Source organism: Leucobacter sp. CX87, assembly GCF_018682295.1.
In the GTDB taxonomy this organism is placed as follows: Bacteria; Actinomycetota; Actinomycetes; order Actinomycetales; family Microbacteriaceae; genus Cx-87.
This window is the reverse complement of the sequence record NZ_JAFIRI010000002.1, coordinates 76558-93591: the sequence shown is the minus strand read 5'-3', so window position 1 is coordinate 93591 and position 17034 is coordinate 76558. Positions and strand designations below refer to the sequence as shown.

Annotated in this window: 14 protein-coding genes; 9 read left to right on the top strand and 5 right to left on the bottom strand. The window is 67.0% G+C overall.

Annotated features, from left to right (window positions below):
* The first annotated feature begins 130 nt into the window (after positions 1-130).
* From KOE53_RS03420 to KOE53_RS03410, 3 genes are all read left to right on the top strand, one after another.
* On the top strand, positions 131-1987 hold the full coding sequence (locus tag KOE53_RS03420) for an ABC-F family ATP-binding cassette domain-containing protein (protein ID WP_188057380.1): 1857 nt from the start codon (positions 131-133) through the stop codon (positions 1985-1987).
* Between the two features lie 108 nt (positions 1988-2095).
* Entirely contained in the window at positions 2096-3181 is a 1086-nt protein-coding gene (locus KOE53_RS03415; RefSeq protein WP_188057379.1) for an S-(hydroxymethyl)mycothiol dehydrogenase, read from the top strand.
* Positions 3178-3807 carry an MBL fold metallo-hydrolase gene (locus KOE53_RS03410; RefSeq protein ID WP_188057378.1) on the top strand — a complete coding sequence of 210 codons (630 nt, stop codon included), beginning with the start codon at positions 3178-3180 and terminating at the stop codon, positions 3805-3807. The genes KOE53_RS03415 and KOE53_RS03410 overlap by 4 nt, the downstream gene beginning before the upstream one ends.
* Here KOE53_RS03410 and KOE53_RS03405 read toward each other — a convergent pair.
* Positions 3804-5420, bottom strand: a complete 1617-nt coding sequence (locus tag KOE53_RS03405; RefSeq protein ID WP_188057377.1) for a PucR family transcriptional regulator — start codon at positions 5418-5420, stop codon at positions 3804-3806. The genes KOE53_RS03410 and KOE53_RS03405 overlap by 4 nt on opposite strands.
* 87 nt (positions 5421-5507) lie before the next feature.
* Between KOE53_RS03405 and lysA the strand changes: the two genes are divergently transcribed.
* The 5 genes from lysA (at position 5508) to KOE53_RS03380 (ending at position 10627) form a co-directional block, all read left to right on the top strand.
* Positions 5508-6797 carry a diaminopimelate decarboxylase gene (gene lysA / locus KOE53_RS03400; RefSeq protein WP_188044172.1) on the top strand — a complete coding sequence of 430 codons (1290 nt, stop codon included), beginning with the start codon at positions 5508-5510 and terminating at the stop codon, positions 6795-6797.
* Between the two features lie 58 nt (positions 6798-6855).
* Complete coding sequence (locus tag KOE53_RS03395; protein ID WP_188044171.1) at positions 6856-7785, top strand: ABC transporter substrate-binding protein; 930 nt, start codon at positions 6856-6858, stop codon at positions 7783-7785.
* A complete protein-coding gene (locus KOE53_RS03390) occupies positions 7785-8756 on the top strand; it encodes an amino acid ABC transporter permease (RefSeq protein WP_188044170.1) in 972 nt (323 codons plus the stop codon). The genes KOE53_RS03395 and KOE53_RS03390 overlap by 1 nt, the downstream gene beginning before the upstream one ends.
* Positions 8749-9525 (top strand): amino acid ABC transporter ATP-binding protein, encoded by a 777-nt coding sequence (locus KOE53_RS03385; protein WP_285895458.1) that lies wholly within the window; start codon positions 8749-8751, stop codon positions 9523-9525. Before KOE53_RS03390 ends, KOE53_RS03385 begins: the two co-directional genes overlap by 8 nt.
* 172 nt (positions 9526-9697) lie before the next feature.
* Entirely contained in the window at positions 9698-10627 is a 930-nt protein-coding gene (locus tag KOE53_RS03380; RefSeq protein ID WP_188057376.1) for an acetamidase/formamidase family protein, read from the top strand.
* Here the strand turns inward: KOE53_RS03380 and KOE53_RS03375 are convergent.
* Positions 10624-11853, bottom strand: a complete 1230-nt coding sequence (locus KOE53_RS03375) for an FAD-dependent oxidoreductase (RefSeq protein ID WP_353055569.1) — start codon at positions 11851-11853, stop codon at positions 10624-10626. The genes KOE53_RS03380 and KOE53_RS03375 overlap by 4 nt on opposite strands.
* Positions 11850-12527, bottom strand: coding sequence for a TetR/AcrR family transcriptional regulator (locus KOE53_RS03370; protein ID WP_188057375.1), 678 nt, complete (start codon positions 12525-12527; stop codon positions 11850-11852). Before KOE53_RS03370 ends, KOE53_RS03375 begins: the two co-directional genes overlap by 4 nt.
* A 155-nt stretch (positions 12528-12682) precedes the next feature.
* Between KOE53_RS03370 and KOE53_RS03365 the strand changes: the two genes are divergently transcribed.
* Positions 12683-13909 carry an acyl-CoA dehydrogenase family protein gene (locus tag KOE53_RS03365; protein WP_188057374.1) on the top strand — a complete coding sequence of 409 codons (1227 nt, stop codon included), beginning with the start codon at positions 12683-12685 and terminating at the stop codon, positions 13907-13909.
* Between the two features lie 82 nt (positions 13910-13991).
* Here KOE53_RS03365 and KOE53_RS03360 read toward each other — a convergent pair whose 3' ends face one another.
* Positions 13992-15431 (bottom strand): amino acid permease, encoded by a 1440-nt coding sequence (locus KOE53_RS03360; RefSeq protein ID WP_188044166.1) that lies wholly within the window; start codon positions 15429-15431, stop codon positions 13992-13994.
* 61 nt (positions 15432-15492) lie between these two features.
* A complete protein-coding gene (locus tag KOE53_RS03355; protein ID WP_188057373.1) occupies positions 15493-17010 on the bottom strand; it encodes an aminotransferase class I/II-fold pyridoxal phosphate-dependent enzyme in 1518 nt (505 codons plus the stop codon).
* Between the last annotated feature and the right edge of the window lie 24 nt (positions 17011-17034).

Genomic DNA, 17034 nt, shown 5'->3' with positions numbered 1-17034 from the left:
GGTCCCGAATCCAGCATGCGTCGTCACGGTGCCCCCAAGCTCGTTGCGTCCGAGCGCGACGCTGGGCCTAGCGTATCGGCCCGCATGTTCGGCGGTCCAAGCACCCCGGGAAGGCACGTACTCTTAGGGAGTGGCTCATCTACTTGGCGGCGAAAGCCTGCACCTCGAATTCCCGACGCGCGTGATCTTTGAAGGCGTCTCGGTCGGCATCGAATCGGGCGACCGCATCGGCATCGTCGGTCGCAACGGCGACGGCAAGTCCTCGCTGCTCGGCATGCTCTCCGGCAGGATCGAGCCGAACGACGGTCGGGTCACCGTCCGCGGCGGCACCACGATCGGCGTGCTGGATCAGGCCGACGTGCTCGACCCCGAGCGCACGGTCCGCGAGACGGTCGTCGGCGACATGCCCGAGTACCTCTGGGCGGGCGACGCGAAGGTGCGCGACGTCCTCACCGGGCTCCTGGGCAGCATCCCCTGGGAAGCGACGGTCGGCGAGCTCTCGGGCGGCCAGCGCCGCCGCGTCGCGCTTGCGGCCCTGCTCACGGGGGACTGGGACGTTCTCATTCTCGACGAGCCCACGAACCACATGGACATTGAGGGCGTCGCCTGGCTCGCCGGGCACCTCAAGACGCGGTGGCCGAACGGCCAGGGCGGGCTGCTGGTCGTCACCCACGATCGTTGGTTCCTCGACGAGGTCGCCAACGAGACCTGGGAGGTGCACGACGGCATCGTCGACCCCTTCGAGGGCGGATACGCGGCGTACGTGCTGCAGCGGGTCGAGCGCGACCGCCAGGGATCGGTGATCGAGGCCAAGCGCCAGAACCTCATGAAGAAGGAGCTCGCCTGGCTGCGCCGCGGTGCCCCCGCGCGCACGGCGAAGCCGAAGTTCCGCATCGAAGCCGCCAACCAGCTCATCGCGGACGTGCCTCCCGTGCGCGACCCGATCCAGCTGCAGCAGCTTGCGGTGGCGCGTATCGGCAAGGAGGTCGTAAACATTGAGGAAGCGAGCGTGAGCTTCCCCGACCCGAACGGCGGCACGCGCGAAGTGCTGCGCAACATCACCTGGAAGCTTGCTCCCGGCGAGCGCACCGGCATCTTGGGCGTGAACGGCGCGGGGAAGTCGACGCTGCTCGGCCTCGTCACCGGCAAGGTGAAGCCGACGAGCGGCACCGTCAAGCACGGCCAGACCGTGAAGATTTCGACCCTCACCCAGAACTTCGAGCTGCTCGAGGGCCACATGAACGACCGCGTCAGCGACGTGGTCAAGGGCAAGCGCACCGAGTACAACGTCGGCGGCAAGGACATGACGCCGAGCCAGTTGCTCGAGCGTCTCGGGTTCTCGAACGCGCAGCTCTCGACGCCCGTGCGCGACCTCTCCGGTGGACAGAAGCGTCGCCTGCAGCTGCTCCTCGTTCTCCTCGACGGGCCGAACGTGCTCATCCTCGATGAGCCCACCAATGACATGGACACCGACATGCTCGCCGCGATCGAGGACCTCCTCGACTCCTGGCCCGGCACGCTGCTCGTCGTTTCGCACGACCGGTACCTGCTCGAGCGCGTCACCGACCAGCAGTACGCCGTGCTCGATGGCGAGTTCCGCCACCTGCCGAGCGGCGTCGACGAGTACCTGAAGATCGGCGCAGCGAACACTCGCGCCGGGGTCGATGCAGGGTCCGGCGCGGCCGCTGGCGGTGCGCCGGTGGCGGACGGCTCGGTCGCGCGCGTCACGGCAAGTGCCCCGGTGGCCGAGGCGCAGAGCGGCCCCACGGGCGCCGAGAGGCGCACCCTGGAGAAGGAAATGCAGGCGGCCGAGCGCCGACTTGCGAAGCTCGATTCCGAGATCGCCGCCGTGCACGCGAAGATGGCGGCGCACGACCCGAACGACTACGAGGGCCTGGGGGGCATTGGCGACAAGCTCGCCACGCTTCGCGCCGAGGTGACCGAGCGCGAGGAACGCTGGCTCGAGCTCTCCGAGCTCTTGGCGTAGCACCGGGCCACCGAGTCGGGGCCGCCGCCGTTCCTCGATAGCCTGGAGTGAGAACTGGCAGTCGAGCGCACCCGAGGGCGCGCTCACTGCACGACGAAGGGGTTTCAGATGGGGTATCGAGTTCAGGGTGTAGTTGTACGCGAGAAGAACGCGCCGGCAACGATCGAGACGATCCTCGTCCCGGATCCGGGCCCGGGCGAGGCGGTCGTCGATATCATCACGAGCGGCGTCTGCCACACCGACCTGCACTATCAGCAGGGTGGGATCAGCGACGAATTCCCCTTCCTGCTCGGCCACGAGGCGACCGGTCGTGTCGCCGCGATCGGCGACGGGGCGACCGAGATCGCGGTCGGCGACCGCGTGATCCTGAACTGGCGCGCGGTCTGCGGCCAGTGCCGGGCGTGTGCCAAGGGGCAGGCGCAGTACTGCTTCAACACGCACAACGCGGCCCAGAAAATGACGCTCGAGGACGGCACCGTGCTGTCCGCGGCGCTCGGCATCGGCGCGTTCATCGAAAAGACGCTCGTCGCGGCTGGCCAGTGCACGAAGATCGACGAGGAGTCGGACGCCGCAGCAGTCGGGCTGCTCGGCTGCGGGGTTATGGCGGGCATCGGCGCGGCCATCAACACGGGTGAGGTGCAGCGCGGCGAGTCGGTCGCCGTCATCGGCTGCGGTGGAGTCGGAACGGCCGCGATCGCGGGCGCGCAGCTCGCGGGCGCCACGACGATCATCGCGGTGGACATCGACGACGCGAAGCTCGAGCAGGCGCGAAAATTCGGCGCGACGCACACCGTCAATTCGCGTGAGGTCGAGGCGGTCGAGGCGATTCGCGCCCTGACCGGCGGCTTCGGCGCCGACGTCGTCATTGATGCGGTCGGACGCCCCGAGACGTACACGCAGGCCTTCTACGCGCGCGACCTCGCCGGTCGAGTCGTGCTGGTCGGGGTGCCGACCCCGGACATGCAGCTCCAGCTGCCGCTGCTCGACGTCTTCGGCCGCGGCGGCTCGCTGAAGTCCTCCTGGTATGGCGACTGCCTGCCCAGCCGGGACTTCGAGATGCTGATCGACCAGTACAAGCTCGGTCGGCTCGACCTCGACGGCTTCGTGACCGAGCGGATCGGGCTCGGCGACGTCGAGGCGGCCTTCGCCCGCATGGCGTCGGGCTCGGTTCTCCGTTCGGTGGTTGAGCTGTGAGCGCCGCCCGCGTCGAGCGTCTCGTCACGAGCGGAACGTTCTCGCTCGACGGCGGCACGTGGGACGTTGAGAACAACGTCTGGATCGTCGGGAACGACGACGAGGTCATCGTGATCGATCCTGCGCATGACGCTGTCGCGGTCGCGGAGTTCGTGGGGGAGCGCCCGGTCGTGGCCGTCCTCCTCACACACGGGCACGACGACCACATTCGCGCGGCACGCGAGACGGCCGAGCTGCTCGGCGCCGAGCTGTTCCTGCACCCTGCCGATCACGAACTCTGGTCGACGGTCTACGACGAGCTCCCGGACCGCGAGATTGCCGACGGCGATGTCTTCAGCGTCGCCGGGCTGGAGGTGACCGCGCGGCACACGCCGGGCCATTCGCCGGGGTCTACGAGTTTCGTCGCTCCCGCGCTTGCGGCTGTGTTCACCGGCGACACGCTGTTCAACGGCGGTCCGGGTGCGACGGGCCGCTCGTACAGTGATTTTCCGACCATCATCGATTCGATCTCGACGGTGCTGCTCACGCTGCCGCCCGAGACCACGGTCTACACGGGCCACGGCGACACGACGACGATCGGCGCCGAGGCGCCGCATCTCGCAGAGTGGATCGCGCGCGGGCACTAGCCTCCAGCGGGCGTGCGCTCGGCGAGTCTGAGCTGCAGCCAGAGCGTCAGGATCCGGTCCGCATCGGTGAGATCGATGCCGAGGCGCGCGACGGCCTGACGGATGCGGTAGCGGACGGTCTGCTCGTGCAGGTTCAGACGCGACGCGACGCGCGGAGCATTGCCCTGTTCTTCGAACCAGGCCAGCAGCGTGCGTCGCGTCTCCGACTCTTCGTCGCCCAGCAAGGCGGCGGTCTCGGGGAGGAGGAGCCCGTCGACGGTGATCGCCGACTCACACTCCCGCAGGACCAGCTGTGCCTGCACATCCGGGAGCGTGGCAACTGCGATCGATCGATCGCGCGCGCACTCCGCGATGGCCCGCGCGCGATCGATCCGGCCCGCGAGCGAGGCCTGGAGGCGCTGCGGTTCGCTCAGGCCGACGTGGCAGTGGCGTCTGATCAGGCGGAACAGTTCCGGCAAGAGCCGCGTGAAGGAGCGCTCGATCTCGCTGGTTGATTTGCTGGGGATGAGGGCGCATACGGTCTGGTCGAGAACCAGGCATCCGCTTCCCGGGAAGTAGACGGAGAGGTGGCGGGCCATATGTGTGCGGATCTCGCTGAGCTCCGCGGCGCTCGCGACGCCGCCGTCGCAGACGAGCGCGGCGAGGACGACGTGCTGGGTGGGCCGTAGGCCGAGGGCCACTTGGTCTCCCTCCTGAGGGGTGCCCATCAGCAGGCGGCGGAAGGCGGCCTCGCGCCCCCGGCCGTCGCTGTGGTCGAAGCGCCACGCGTCGACCAGGTATCCGGCGGCGAGAATCGCACCCTGCTCGAGGATCTCTTGCTTTTCGACGGACAGCTCCCGCGTCAGGTCGTACCCGTCCGGGTCGATCGCCCAGATCGAGCCCAGCGAGATGTTCCCGGCACGAATGGCGATCGCCGCGCGCGGGGCCTGCGCGTCGTCCTGGGCAAACCGCGCCACCCCCTGCGCCGCGAACACCTGCCGATATCTGATCTCGTTGATCGGTTTGTCGGGGACCTTTCGATACAGGATCCCCGAAGCGCGAAAGTCATCAATCGCCTGCTCGGGCATCGCCGAGTACGCAAGGATGTTTCGCCGGTGGTCCTCGATCGCGACCGAACCGCGAAAGACTCCCGCGACGGAATTGGCGAGGGCAAAGAGTTTGTCCCCGGAGCTGGGCCCGAGCTGCAGGCCGGCACCGTGCTCGCCGAGCAGCCGACTCACGAGGGCATCAAACTGGCGCCAGCCCACAGTGTGCGTGAGTTCAAGGAGGGGGAGTCCGTGATGGGCGCAGGCGAGGACGAGGGCGGACGTGTGCTGCAACTGCACGCCGCGTGCGACAACGCCGCTTGCCCCAGAGGCGATGGCTGACGCACAGAGGAGGTCGAGTTGCTCGGCCGTGAGCGCGGAGTGCGACGTGAGGAGGATGAGCTGACCCGGAAACTGGAGCTCCGGCGTTTCGGCATCAAAAAAGGTCACCCCCTGCACGAAGGGCGAGTCGGGGAGCCGGTCGACCGGGGTCAACGTATCGCTTCCCAGCTGTTCCACGAGCGTCGAGAGCCGCAGCCCGCTCGAAAAGTCAGAGACCGCGATGATGCTCGAAATCGATGAACTCATGACGCAAGTTTATCGAGGTCGATAACGATCTCGCGCGGCGGCGCTCGTACATTCGAACCATCACTGAGAAGGATTGGAGTGTGGCGCGTGAGCGAGAGCGGTTTTTACGACCCACAGTTGGAGCGGGTCTTCCCGAAGTACGCGACCGTCGGGGACGACGGGGTGCTGTCGATCGGGGGATGCTCGGTTCCGGAACTCGCAGACGAGTTCGGCACGCCGCTGTACGTCATGGACGAGCAGGGGCTGCGGGAGCGGATGCGTCACTACCGCGAAGGGCTTGCTGCGCGCTGGCCGAATAGCCAGGTCACGTTTGCCTCGAAGTCCCTGCCCGTGATGGCGCTGTACGCGATTGCCGAGTCCGAGGGCCTCGCCATCGATGTCGCCGGGGCGGGGGAGCTCCTGTTGGCTCTCGAGGCGGGCGTCGACCCCGCGCTCATCCACCTGCACGGAAATGCCAAGAGCGACGAGGAACTCAAGCTGGCGGTCGAGGCCGGTATTGGAACGATCGTGGTTGACGGCGAGGCCGATATCGACCGGCTCGACGCGCTCCTGACCGCCCCGCAGGAGGTACTTCTGCGGGTGATTCCGGATGTGGATCCGCGCACGCACCGTTCAGTCTCGACCGGCGGCGCGAAGTCGAAGTTTGGTCTGCCGATTCCCCAGGCGCAGGCGCTCATCGAACGGTTGCGCAGCCACCCGTTCATTCGGGTCGCGGGCCTGCACCTCCACATCGGCTCTCAGGTGCTCGAGCTGGAGCCGTTCCGTCGCGCGGTGGAGGCCGTCGCCGGGCTCGGCGAGTTCGAGGTCTACAACGTCGGCGGCGGGCTCGGCGCCGACTACAACCTCGACCATGAGGCACCGTCGCTCGACGCGTACCTCGACACCCTGACGGAAGCCGCGAGGCGAGTGCTCCCGGCGGAGGCGAAACTGATTATTGAGCCGGGCCGGTCGCTGGTCGCCCGTGCCGGAGTCACGGTGTACCGCGTGAACAACGTGAAGCGCACCGGCGAGACCTTTGTGGCGGTCAACGGGGGCCTTGCCGATCAGATGAATGTGGCGCTCACAAGCACCCGATTCACCCCCATCGTTGCCGAGCGCGCGAATCAGGTGCCGGACACCACAGCACAGCTCGTCGGGCGACAGTGCGAATCGGGCGACCTCCTCGTCGACCAGGCACGTCTTGCGCAACCGGCGGCGGGAGACACGATCGTGCTCGCGGCCACCGGAGCCTACGGCTACACCCTTTCCAACAATTACAACGGCGCGCTGAAGCCCGCGGTCGTGCTTTGCAAGCAGGGCGATGCTCGCATCGCGGTGCGACGGCAGACGTACGCCGAGTTCCTGGCGCCCCACCAGCGCGAACGGACGACGGCGTAGCCCGCCCGTTCCTTTCACCATCACTACACCGAAGATTCCCCAAGGAAGAGGAAGCACTATGAAGAAAATGACCCTACTTGCCACCGCAGCTGCGATCGCCGCGGCGCTCGGGCTGAGCGCCTGCGCGACCGGTACCGAGTCGGCACCGGCCGCCGCCGCCCCCGCGTTGACCTCCGGTATTGACCAGGCCGCCGCCGACGCGGTGCCCGAGGCGTTTCGCGAGTCGGGCGTCGTGCGCGTCGCGGCGGGAATTCCCTACCCGCCCTTCATCAAGGTGAAGGACGACGGCTCCTTCGAAGGCTTCGACGTCGATATCGCCCAGGCGCTCGGCGAGAAGCTCGACCTTGAATTCAAGATCTCCCACCAGGCGTTCGAGACCGTGATCCCGTCGCTCCAGTCGCACAAGTTCGACATCATCATGGCGGGCATGAACGACACCGTCGAGCGCGAGAAGACGCTGAACTTTGTTGACTACGTCAGCGCCGGGTTCACGATCGTGGTGAAGGCGGGGAACCCCGAAAAGATCGGCACGCTGCTTGATCTCTGCGGGCACTCGGTCGCCGTGCAGAAGTCCACCGTGCAGGGTGAGATCCTGCGCGAGCTCGTCACCGAGTGCGAGGCGGAGGGTAAGCAGGGCATCGACGTGCAGGAACTGCCCGTCGCGAACGACGCGCAGACCGCGCTGAAGGCCGGCCGGGTACAGGCATACGTGACCGACGCCCCGGTGGCCGCGTACACGATTGCTACCGCCGGCGACGGCAAGGACTTCGAAGGCGTGGACGACCCGAAGAACCCGCAAGGGTTCAGCCCCGTGTACTCGGGCATCGGCATGCTCAAGGAGAACGGCGAGCTGACGGAAGCGATCCGCCTCGCCTTCCAGTCCATCATCGACGACGGCGTGTACCAGGAGATCCTCGAGAAGCACGGCATGGGTCACCTGGGCGTACCCGAGGCCATCGTCAACGGCGCGGGCCAGACGGCGAAGTAATGACCGTCAACGTGCAGACTGAACGCGCTGAGCCAGGGGCGGCACAGTACGACATTCAGGCACTTCCGCTTCGCCGCCCGGGTCGTTGGATCTGGGCGACCATCCTGGTGCTGTTCGTGCTCTGGCTGGGCCAGGCGCTCGCGACCAACAAGAACATCGACTATGCGGTGGTCGGGGAGTTCCTCTTCAGCCCGCGCATTATCTCCGGGGTGGGAGTCACCCTCCTAGTCACGGCGATCTCGATGGTCATTGCGACGGTCCTGGCAGTCGTGCTCGCGGCGATGCGGCTCTCCTCGAACCCGGTGATGGTGGCGTTCTCGTCGGCCTTCGTCTGGTTGTTCCGGGGTACGCCGTTGCTGGTGCAGATCGTCATCTGGGGCTACTTCGGACTGATCTTCGAGAAGATCACCTTGGGCATCCCCTTCACCGACATCGTCTTCTGGCAGATCGATACCAACGTGCTGATCTCGGCGTTCGTCGCCGGAATCCTCGCGCTGACGCTCAACGAGGCGGCCTACGCCGCCGAGATCGTTCGCTCGGGCATGCTCTCGGTCGACGAGGGGCAGAAGGAAGCCGCGGCGTCACTCGGCATGAGCCCGTTGTACACGTTCACGCAGATCCTGCTGCCGCAGGCGATGCGCGTCATCATCCCGCCGATGGGCAATGAGCTCATCTCGATGATCAAGAACACGTCACTGCTGTCGCTGATCGCGGTGAGCGAGGTCTACACCGTGGCCACGCAGATCTCGGCGCAGAACCTGCGCCAGGTCGAGCTGCTCATTGTCGTGAGTATTTGGTACCTGATTATCGTCTCGGTCCTCTCGGTGCCGCAGTACTACCTGGAGCGCCGCTTCGGGCGCGGGGCCGCTCGCAATCAGGCTGCGACTCCGCTGCAGAAGGCGCGAGAGTTCACCGGTGCGATTGCCGTGCAACTGCAGGGGAAGAACAAGAAGGAGAAGCGCGATGTCTGAGTTGCGAGATGATGCGCTGGTGCAATTGCGCGGCGTGCGCAAGAGCTTCGGGCCGCTCGAGGTGCTCAAGGGCATCTCGATGGATGTGAATGCCGGCCAGGTGACCTGCCTGCTGGGCCCCTCGGGCTCGGGAAAATCGACCCTGCTGCGCTGCATCAACCACCTCGAATCCATCGACGGCGGGCGCATCACGGTCGACGGCGAGCTCGTCGGGTACCGCGAAAAGGGCGGCGTGCTGCGCGAGATGCACCCGCGCGAGGTGGCCAAGCAGCGCCGCTCGATCGGCATGGTGTTTCAGCGCTTCAACCTGTTCCCGCACAAGACCGCGCTCGAAAACATCATCCAGGCGCCGGTGGGCGTCGCCCACCGCAGCAAGTCGGAAGCCATCGCGGAGGGGCACGCGCTCTTGCGCCGAGTCGGCCTGGACGCGTGGGCCGATCACTACCCGGCTCAGCTGTCTGGCGGGCAGCAGCAGCGCATCGCGATCGCTCGTGCCCTCGCGATGCGGCCGAAGCTCATGCTGTTCGACGAGCCGACGAGCGCGCTCGACCCGGAGCTCGTCGGGGACGTCCTCGACGTCATGCGCGAACTCGCCGACGAAGGCATGACGATGGTGGTGGTCACGCACGAGATCGGCTTCGCACGCTCCGCGGCCGACGAGGTCGTGTTCATGGACGGCGGGGTCGTGGTCGAGAGCGGCCCGCCCGCGCAGGTGATCGATGACCCGCAGCACGCGCGCACGCAGGGCTTCATCCAGAGCGTGCTGTAGCGCGAGCCATCAGGTACGCGAGTTGAGGCCGTGCGCACCTCCCGCCTCCCGGCGGGCGGTGCGCACTGCTGTTCCCGGGGGTCGCGGATGGCATCGTCAGAAACTTCACTAGTGTGGCTGGAGGGGTTGCCCAAAACGTTCGAGCAACGATGCGAATCAACAGGAGTTTTTCATGAGTTTCTTTCTGTCCAAGGATCAAGCCCATTCAGGATTTTCCGCCGAAGATTCGCCGGCGCTTTCTCTGGATCCGGGCACCGGGGAGCGGATCGTGTTTGAGACCTCGGATGACGCGTATGCGGAGTACGCCGCGACCGGGAGCAGCCGCAACCTCACCTCGATGGTCAACCCGATCACCGGACCGGTGTTCGTCAACGGCGCCGAGCCGGGCGACACCTTGATCGTGACCATCGTGGACATTGAGCTCGGCGAGTACGGCTGGTCCGGCTATTTCCAGGGCTCAGGCGCCCTCGCTGCGGTGATGGGCGACGAGCCCTACATGCGCCAGATCCCGATCCGGGACGGCGAAATTCATCTCACGGATACGATTCGGGTGCCGGCCCGCCCGATGGTCGGGTGTTTCGGCACTGCCCCAGCGGTTGGCCGGAACTCCTCGACCGCGCCGGTGTACGCCGAGGGCGGCAATCTGGACCTCACATACGCGACTATCGGTACCCGCCTGTACTTGCCCGTGCGGGTGGCAGGCGCCTATCTCGGTCTCGGCGACATCCACGCCGTGATGGCCGAGGGCGAGGCGTCCGACGTAGCAGTCGAGGCGGCGGGGAAGATTACGGCGACCGTCGAACTCACCCGGGAATTCTCGGTGTCGGCGCCGGTGCTGGAGACGGCAGACGAAATCATCTTCGTGGGGCTGGGAGACTCGCTCCAAGAGTCGCTCGCGCACGGCTATCAGCGCGCGTTCCGCTACCTCACCCGGGTGCATGGGTTCAGCCGCGGTGATGCGTTCACCGTCATGAGCGCCACCGTGCACTCGGCGCTGGGCGGGCCCGCAGGATCCGCCGAGGCCGCGGACGGCTCAGACGTCGCCGCAGGCGCGGTGACGACCCATCACGTGCCGAAGTTCATCCTGCCCACGCAGGGCTAGCGGGACTCCGGGCCGCGCGGCGACTCGGACGCGCGGAGACGCCGGTGCTCGGGCATCAGGGACCGCGCGTGCGCAAACGTCCGCGACCGGATCCTGCGCCCCGCGGAGAACGCCGCGGGTGCGGGGCCCGAGCAGTCGGCCAGGTCCGCGAGAATCTGGCCGACCGCCGGGGTGAACTTGAAGCCCTGCCCTGAAAACCCCGCTCCGATGACGATCGGGCCGATCCGGTCGAGAATGAAGTTCTCATCCTCGGTGCTCGTATAGGTGCAGCTGATCTCGGTGAAGACGCCGGCATCGACGCCGGGCAGCCACTGCCGCGCGTAGTCCGCGAGGGCGCGCAGTTGCCTAGGCTCCGGGGCGAAGCTGCGCCGATCCGGGTCGACAATCTCCCCAGTGCCGTGCCAGCCAGCCTTGACTCCCGCGCCCGGAGTGAACATGCCGTAGACGGAGGAGTAGGCGCCCTCGAACCCGGGCGTCCCGGGGACGATCGAGTGGTTGAAGCCGGGCCAGATTGCACCCTCGTCGGCCACGGCAAAGTGCAGCGGTTGTTCCTGGGTCACGACGAGTCGGGGGAGCGTCGCGCGACCCTCGAGTGCGGGCTCGAGCAGCGCGCGCGTCCAGGCTCCCGCGGTGCAGACCACGGTCCGAGCCCGGATGGTCTCGGATCCCGCCGCGGTCTCGATCGAAATCTCGGCCAGGCCGTCGTCCACGATGCGCAGCTCGCGCACGCGCACACCGTGTCGAATCTCGGCACCGGCCTCAGCGGCCACGCGCTGGAACGCCGGCAGCGCCTCGTCGGGGTTCAGCTGGCCGCCGTCGGGCAGGTGCAGCACGGGGCCCGCGAAGTTGATTCCGCGCCAGCGCTCGCGGGCGGCTTCGGCGCCCAGGTGCTCGGCGCCGATCCCGACGACGGAGAGCGCCCGAGCGATCGCCTCCTGGCTGATCGGGTCGCCAAAATTCACCACACCGGTGCGGGTGATGGGGTCGATCCCTGCCTCCTCGCCCAACCGGCGCCAGAGCGCTACGGACGAGGCGAGCAGCGCGACAAAGTGCGACTCGGAGTAGCCGGGATTGAAGTTTCTGGTGGTGCCGTGGGACGCCCCGTTGGTGTGGCCCGGCGCAAACTGCTCGAGCAACGTCACACTGCGGCCGCGCCCCGCGAGCGCCCATGCCGTGGCGGAGCCCATCGCCCCGCCGCCAATAATTACCGTGTCGAGCGTGTTCACGAGGTCCGCAGAGCTGCAGCGACCCGCGCGAGCACCGACTGCGCGTCACCCGCGTCGTACACGGCGACGAGCACCTTTCCTGCCCCCGCAGGATCCGCCCGGCCGGTCCCCGCCCCGATGAAGCGGGCGGCAAGCTGACTCAGATCTCGTTCGAGGTCCGACCTTGCGGGCGTGGCAGGATCGCGCAGCCAACGTCGGAGCGTGGCGTTGTGGATCGCGACGATCGCGGCAGAGAGGGCCACCACCTCCCAGATCTCGAGGTCAGCGTGCTCGACAAGATACTTGGCGTACACCCGCTCGTAGCGGTGGCTGACGACGAGCTCGCGGTCGCGGAGCGCCGGCGACTCGCGCATGATGTCGGCGCGCAGACGAGTCGTCTCGGGCTGAGCGAGATGGTGCTCCAGTATGCGTCGGGCGCCGACGACGATCGCGGCGCTGGGCGCGAGGGGCGTCGACGAGAGCAGCTCCTCGAGCTCCTCGAGCAGGGTGTCGTGATCGGCGAAGACCGCGTCGCCGGTTGACGCGAATCGGCGAAAGAACGCGCTGCGGCTCATCCCGGCCGCCGCTGCGATTTCGTGGGCGCTCGGGACGTCGGCCCCGCGCTCGGCGAGCAGGCGCACGGCTGCGGCCGAGATCTCGGGGGGATTCAGCGGGCGTTTCTGAGGAGCGGTCACCGCCGAAATCTACCACGAACGAGAACGAAATGGGACTAGGTGCCGCGCGTTTTGTGCCGTTTTTCCGGAAGATCTGCAGCAAGCCGAGCTTGACCTGGAACTGCGTCCCGGCCAGAATCGAGGCATCACGGAAGTCCCACAATCGAGGAGCCACTATGTCCGCAGCTGCACAGCCCCGCATCGCTCTTGGGACGGCCGAGCCCGAGTACGACCTCTGGGAGCCGCTTGATCCGGATCTGGCCGGAGTGTTCGAGAATCTCCCGGCCGAGGACCTCGCGTACCGCGACCGCGCCCGCGCCTTCGTGCAGGACGAGGTGCGTCCGGTCATCGACGGGTACTGGGACCGCGCGGAGTACCCGCTCCATTTGATCCCTCGCTTGGGGGAGCTCGACCTGATTCGTGACGGCCAGGACGTCCCGGGGTTCGCGCCGCAGAGCATCATGGCGGCCTGCCTCACGACGATGGAGCTCAGCCGCGGCGACGGTTCCGTCGGAACAATCGTCGGCGTGCAGGGCGCGCTCGCGCTTCGTTCGATCGCGATGTTCGGTTCGGACGAGCAGCAGACGCGCTGGCTTGAGCCGTTGGCCCGCGGTACCGAGTACGGCGCCTTCGGCCTCACCGAGCCCACCCACGGCTCGGACTCGGTAAGCCTCGAGACGACGGCCCGCTCGGTCGATGGCGGCTACGTCATCGACGGGCACAAGAAGTGGATTGGGAGCGGCAGCATCGGGGGAGTCACGGTGATCTGGGCGCGCGGCGACGACGGCCAGGTGCAGGGCTTCCTGGTGCCGCAAGAGACGCCGGGGTATCGCGGCACCACGATTGAGGGCAAGCTCTCGCTCCGTGCGATCTGGCAGGCGAACATTGAGCTCGACGGCGTGCAGTTGCCGGCCTCGGCGAAGATGCCCGGCGCGAACTCCTTCAAGAACACCTCGCAGGTGCTGCAGGCGACCCGCCTTGGGGTCGCCTGGGCCGGCCTCGGCCATGCGACCGCGGTGTACGAGACCGCGGTGCACTACGCCGCGCAGCGCGTGCAGTTTGGGCGGGTGCTCGCGAAGTCCCAGATCGTGCAGCAGCGCCTGACCGAGATGCTCAGCGAGCTGACCAGCCTGCAGACGCTGCTGGTACAACTCACTCGAAGGGAGGAGGCGGGAGAACTCAGCGGCCCAGCGGCCTCTCTTGCGAAGTACACCTCGACCCGCACCGCGCGACGCCTCGCGAGCAACGCGCGCGACCTGCTCGGCGGCAACGGGATCCTGCTGCAAAACCGCGCGGCACGGCATTTCGCGGACATCGAGGCGCTGCACACCTACGAGGGCACGGAGACCGTGCAAGCCCTCATTATCGGTCGCGAGATTACGGGGTACTCGGCGTTCGCCTAAGAGGTCACTCGCCGACTACTACGCAGAACGCCGGGCCCGTCCACGTGGACGGCCCGGCGTTCTGTGCAGCTGATCGGGTCGACTAATCTTCGTCGAGCGGGTGCGGCACCGTGGGAATGGCGGCGGTCAGCGGCCGCCCGGCCTGCACGAGGCGGCGTTTGCGCAGTTGCCAGAGCACCGTGAGTATCGCAAACCACACCGGAGCTGCGAGGAACGGCAGTCGGGTATCAGCGCCGTACAGCAGGGTGCCGGCGATGAACACGAAGAACGCAAGCACGAGCCAGGGCATCACCGCGGCGAAGGGCAGCTTGAACTTCGATGCGACATGCTTTTCGGGGTAGCGGCGGCGGTACACGATGTAGCTGGCGACGATCGATCCCCAGGTGAACAGGATGAGCGTGGCGCACATCGACGAGACGAAGGTGAACGCGGCGATCACGCCGTCACCCGCGAAGAGCAGCGGGATCGCCGAGAATAAGAAGACACAGGTGAAGAACACGGCCTTGCTGGGGACGCCGCGGGAGTTTGTCCACGAGAAAGCTCGCGGTGCGTGTCCATCCTTGGACAGCCCGAAGAGCATGCGAGTGCCCGAGTACAGGCCGCCGTTGGCGCTTGAGGCCGCCGAGGTGAGCACAACAAGCTGGATCGCAAACGCGGCGAAGCCGAAGCCCGCGAGCGTAAACGTCGAGACGAAGGGGCTTGTGTCGGGGGAGATCTTGTCCCATGGGGTGACGCTCATGATGACGGCGAGTGCGCCGACGTAAAAGATGAGGATCCGCGCGACGATCGAGTTGATCGCTTTCGGCAGCGTCTTTCGGGGGTTCTCGGTCTCGGCAGCTGCGGTGCCGACCATCTCGACGCCGATGAACGAGAAGATGCCCATCTGGAAGCCGAGCACGAAGCCGCTCGCGCCCATCGGGAACATGCCGCCGTGGCTCCAGAGGTTCGAGATCGAGGCCACATCGCCCTCGGGGTTCTGGAAGCGTGTCGCGACCAAGAAGATTCCGACGCCGATCAGACCGAGAATTGCGACAATCTTGATGATCGCGAACCAGAACTCCGTCTCGCCGAAGAACTTCACGGGCTGCAGGTTGAGCAGCGTGAGGACAACCGCCGTAATGAGGGCCGGAAGCCACGCAGGAATGTCGGGGTTGAACCACTGCGCGTAGGCCGTGATCGCGACGATGTCTGCGACGCAGGCGATCACCCAGGAGAACCAATAGTTCCACGAAACGAAGAAGCCAGCCCACGGCCCGAGCATGTCCTTGGCAATGTCGCCGAAGGTCTTGTAGTGCAGATTCGAGAGCAGCAGCTCGCCGAGTGCCCGCATGACGAAGAACACGAAGAAGCCGATCACCATGTACACGAAGATGATCGCCGGGCCGGTCAGGCTAATGAGCTTGCCGGAGCCGAGGAAGAGCCCGGTGCCGATCGCGCCACCAATTGCAATGAGTTGGAGGTGGCGGTTCTTGAGTCCGCGGTGCATTTCTTCTGGTGGTGCGAGGCCGGTGGCGACGGACATGGTGGACACTCCTGTGTGTGGGGCGATGTGAGGTGGGGGAGGCGCGGGGTGTCGCGCCTCGCTATTCGGCGACCACTCGGAAGGTGTCGAGGGCCGCGTCGTTGGCACCGCGAACGTACCCGGACGGGGACGTCGCCGTGCCGCGAAGGAAGGCGATAGCGCCATCGCTGAGGACCTCGCCGGGAAGTACGTTGGGCACTCCAGGCGGGTATGCAGCCAGTGAATCGGCGGAAACCCGTCCTGCGGCTGCAGAATGTGAGACTACCTCAACCTTCCCGAAAAACGCCTCGCCGAGGCCCATGGCGCGCTCGCAGGGATCGGGGAGCGCGCGCATCCGCTCGGGCTCGATATCGGCCTCAGGCAGTGCCCACAGCGAGTGCAGGAAGCGGTCTGTATCTGCCGGCGAGGTAGCGCCGAGGAGGAGGAGGAGAGCTGCAGGAGTGGCGAGCTCGCAGTAGACCCGGTGATCTCGCAGCAGCTGGTACTGGGCGTCTCCGCCGGTGATCCCGGCGCCCCGGGTGTCGATCGCGATCTTGAACGGATCGTTCGCAATAGCGTCGGGGCTCGCCAGGATGTCTGGCGTGGCGTCACGGAATCGGCGATCGGCGCGAATCGCTGCGCGGATGGTCGCGGCCGAATCGAGGGCCGCGCCGATGACGTCTGTACGGGTGACCAGGTGGCGACGCGCCTCGTCGAGTGAGGCCAGAATAAGCGAGCTGCAACTCGTCGACTGGTACGAGCGGACCACGCGGTCCACCAGGCTTTCGAGCTCCTGCGCGAGCGGACCGTGGCCCAACTGGAGCATCGCGGACTGGGCAAGGGATCCGGCCCCCTTCTGGGTGCTCGAGATCACGAGGTCCGCGCCGAGCCGAACGGAGTTCGTGGGCAGGTCCGGGTGCATGCCGAAGTGCGAGCCCCAGGCCTCATCAACGATCAGCGGCACGCCGTGGCGGTGGGCGACCTCCGCGATCGCGGCGACATCGGCAACGGCGCCGAAGTAGCTGGGCGAGACGATGTAGACCGCCGAGCTGTCCGGGTGCGCGGTGAGCGTTTCCTCAACCTCGCTCGCGGTCACCCCGTGTGCGGCCCCCAACCCGGTGTCGACCGCGCCCATGATGAAGTGCGGCACCAGGTCGAACCGTGTGATGCCGTCGATGACGCTCGAGTGCACGCTGCGCTGCACCACCAGCTCGGTGCCCAGCCCCCGCGCGACCGTCGTGGCGATGTGATTGCAACCGGATCCGCCGTTCGTGATGAACCAGGTGCGACTCGCGCCCCAGGCCTCGGCGGCGAGGTCCTGCGCGTGCATCAGCGGGGTGCGGCGTCCGGGGGTCACCAGCCGCCAGGTGTCTTGGTCGACGCCGCTGAACAGCATGGGAAAGTCCATCGCCAGCGCCTCGGGACCCACCAGGCCGGCAACGCCGGGCGCGTTCTCGGACTTGCCCTGGTGCGCCGGGACATGGAGGCGCTGCCAATCATGGCTGGCCAGCGACCGGATCGCATCCGCATACGGTGCAACCCGCTGGTGCGCGGGAGCGGTCGTGAGAGGTGTCGAGGGCAGGGTCGGGCTCGTTCGCATGGTTTCACGTTAGGGCCGCGATCA

Coding starts and splice junctions, on each gene's coding strand:
- KOE53_RS03415 (WP_188057379.1), top strand. CDS start 2,096: ATGGGGTATCGAGTTCAGGGTGTAGTTGTACGCGAGAAGAACGCGCCG.
- KOE53_RS03405 (WP_188057377.1), bottom strand. CDS start 5,420: ATGAGTTCATCGATTTCGAGCATCATCGCGGTCTCTGACTTTTCGAGC.
- KOE53_RS03395 (WP_188044171.1), top strand. CDS start 6,856: ATGAAGAAAATGACCCTACTTGCCACCGCAGCTGCGATCGCCGCGGCG.
- KOE53_RS03390 (WP_188044170.1), top strand. CDS start 7,785: ATGACCGTCAACGTGCAGACTGAACGCGCTGAGCCAGGGGCGGCACAG.
- KOE53_RS03385 (WP_285895458.1), top strand. CDS start 8,749: ATGTCTGAGTTGCGAGATGATGCGCTGGTGCAATTGCGCGGCGTGCGC.
- KOE53_RS03380 (WP_188057376.1), top strand. CDS start 9,698: ATGAGTTTCTTTCTGTCCAAGGATCAAGCCCATTCAGGATTTTCCGCC.
- KOE53_RS03365 (WP_188057374.1), top strand. CDS start 12,683: ATGTCCGCAGCTGCACAGCCCCGCATCGCTCTTGGGACGGCCGAGCCC.
- KOE53_RS03360 (WP_188044166.1), bottom strand. CDS start 15,431: ATGTCCGTCGCCACCGGCCTCGCACCACCAGAAGAAATGCACCGCGGA.
- KOE53_RS03355 (WP_188057373.1), bottom strand. CDS start 17,010: ATGCGAACGAGCCCGACCCTGCCCTCGACACCTCTCACGACCGCTCCC.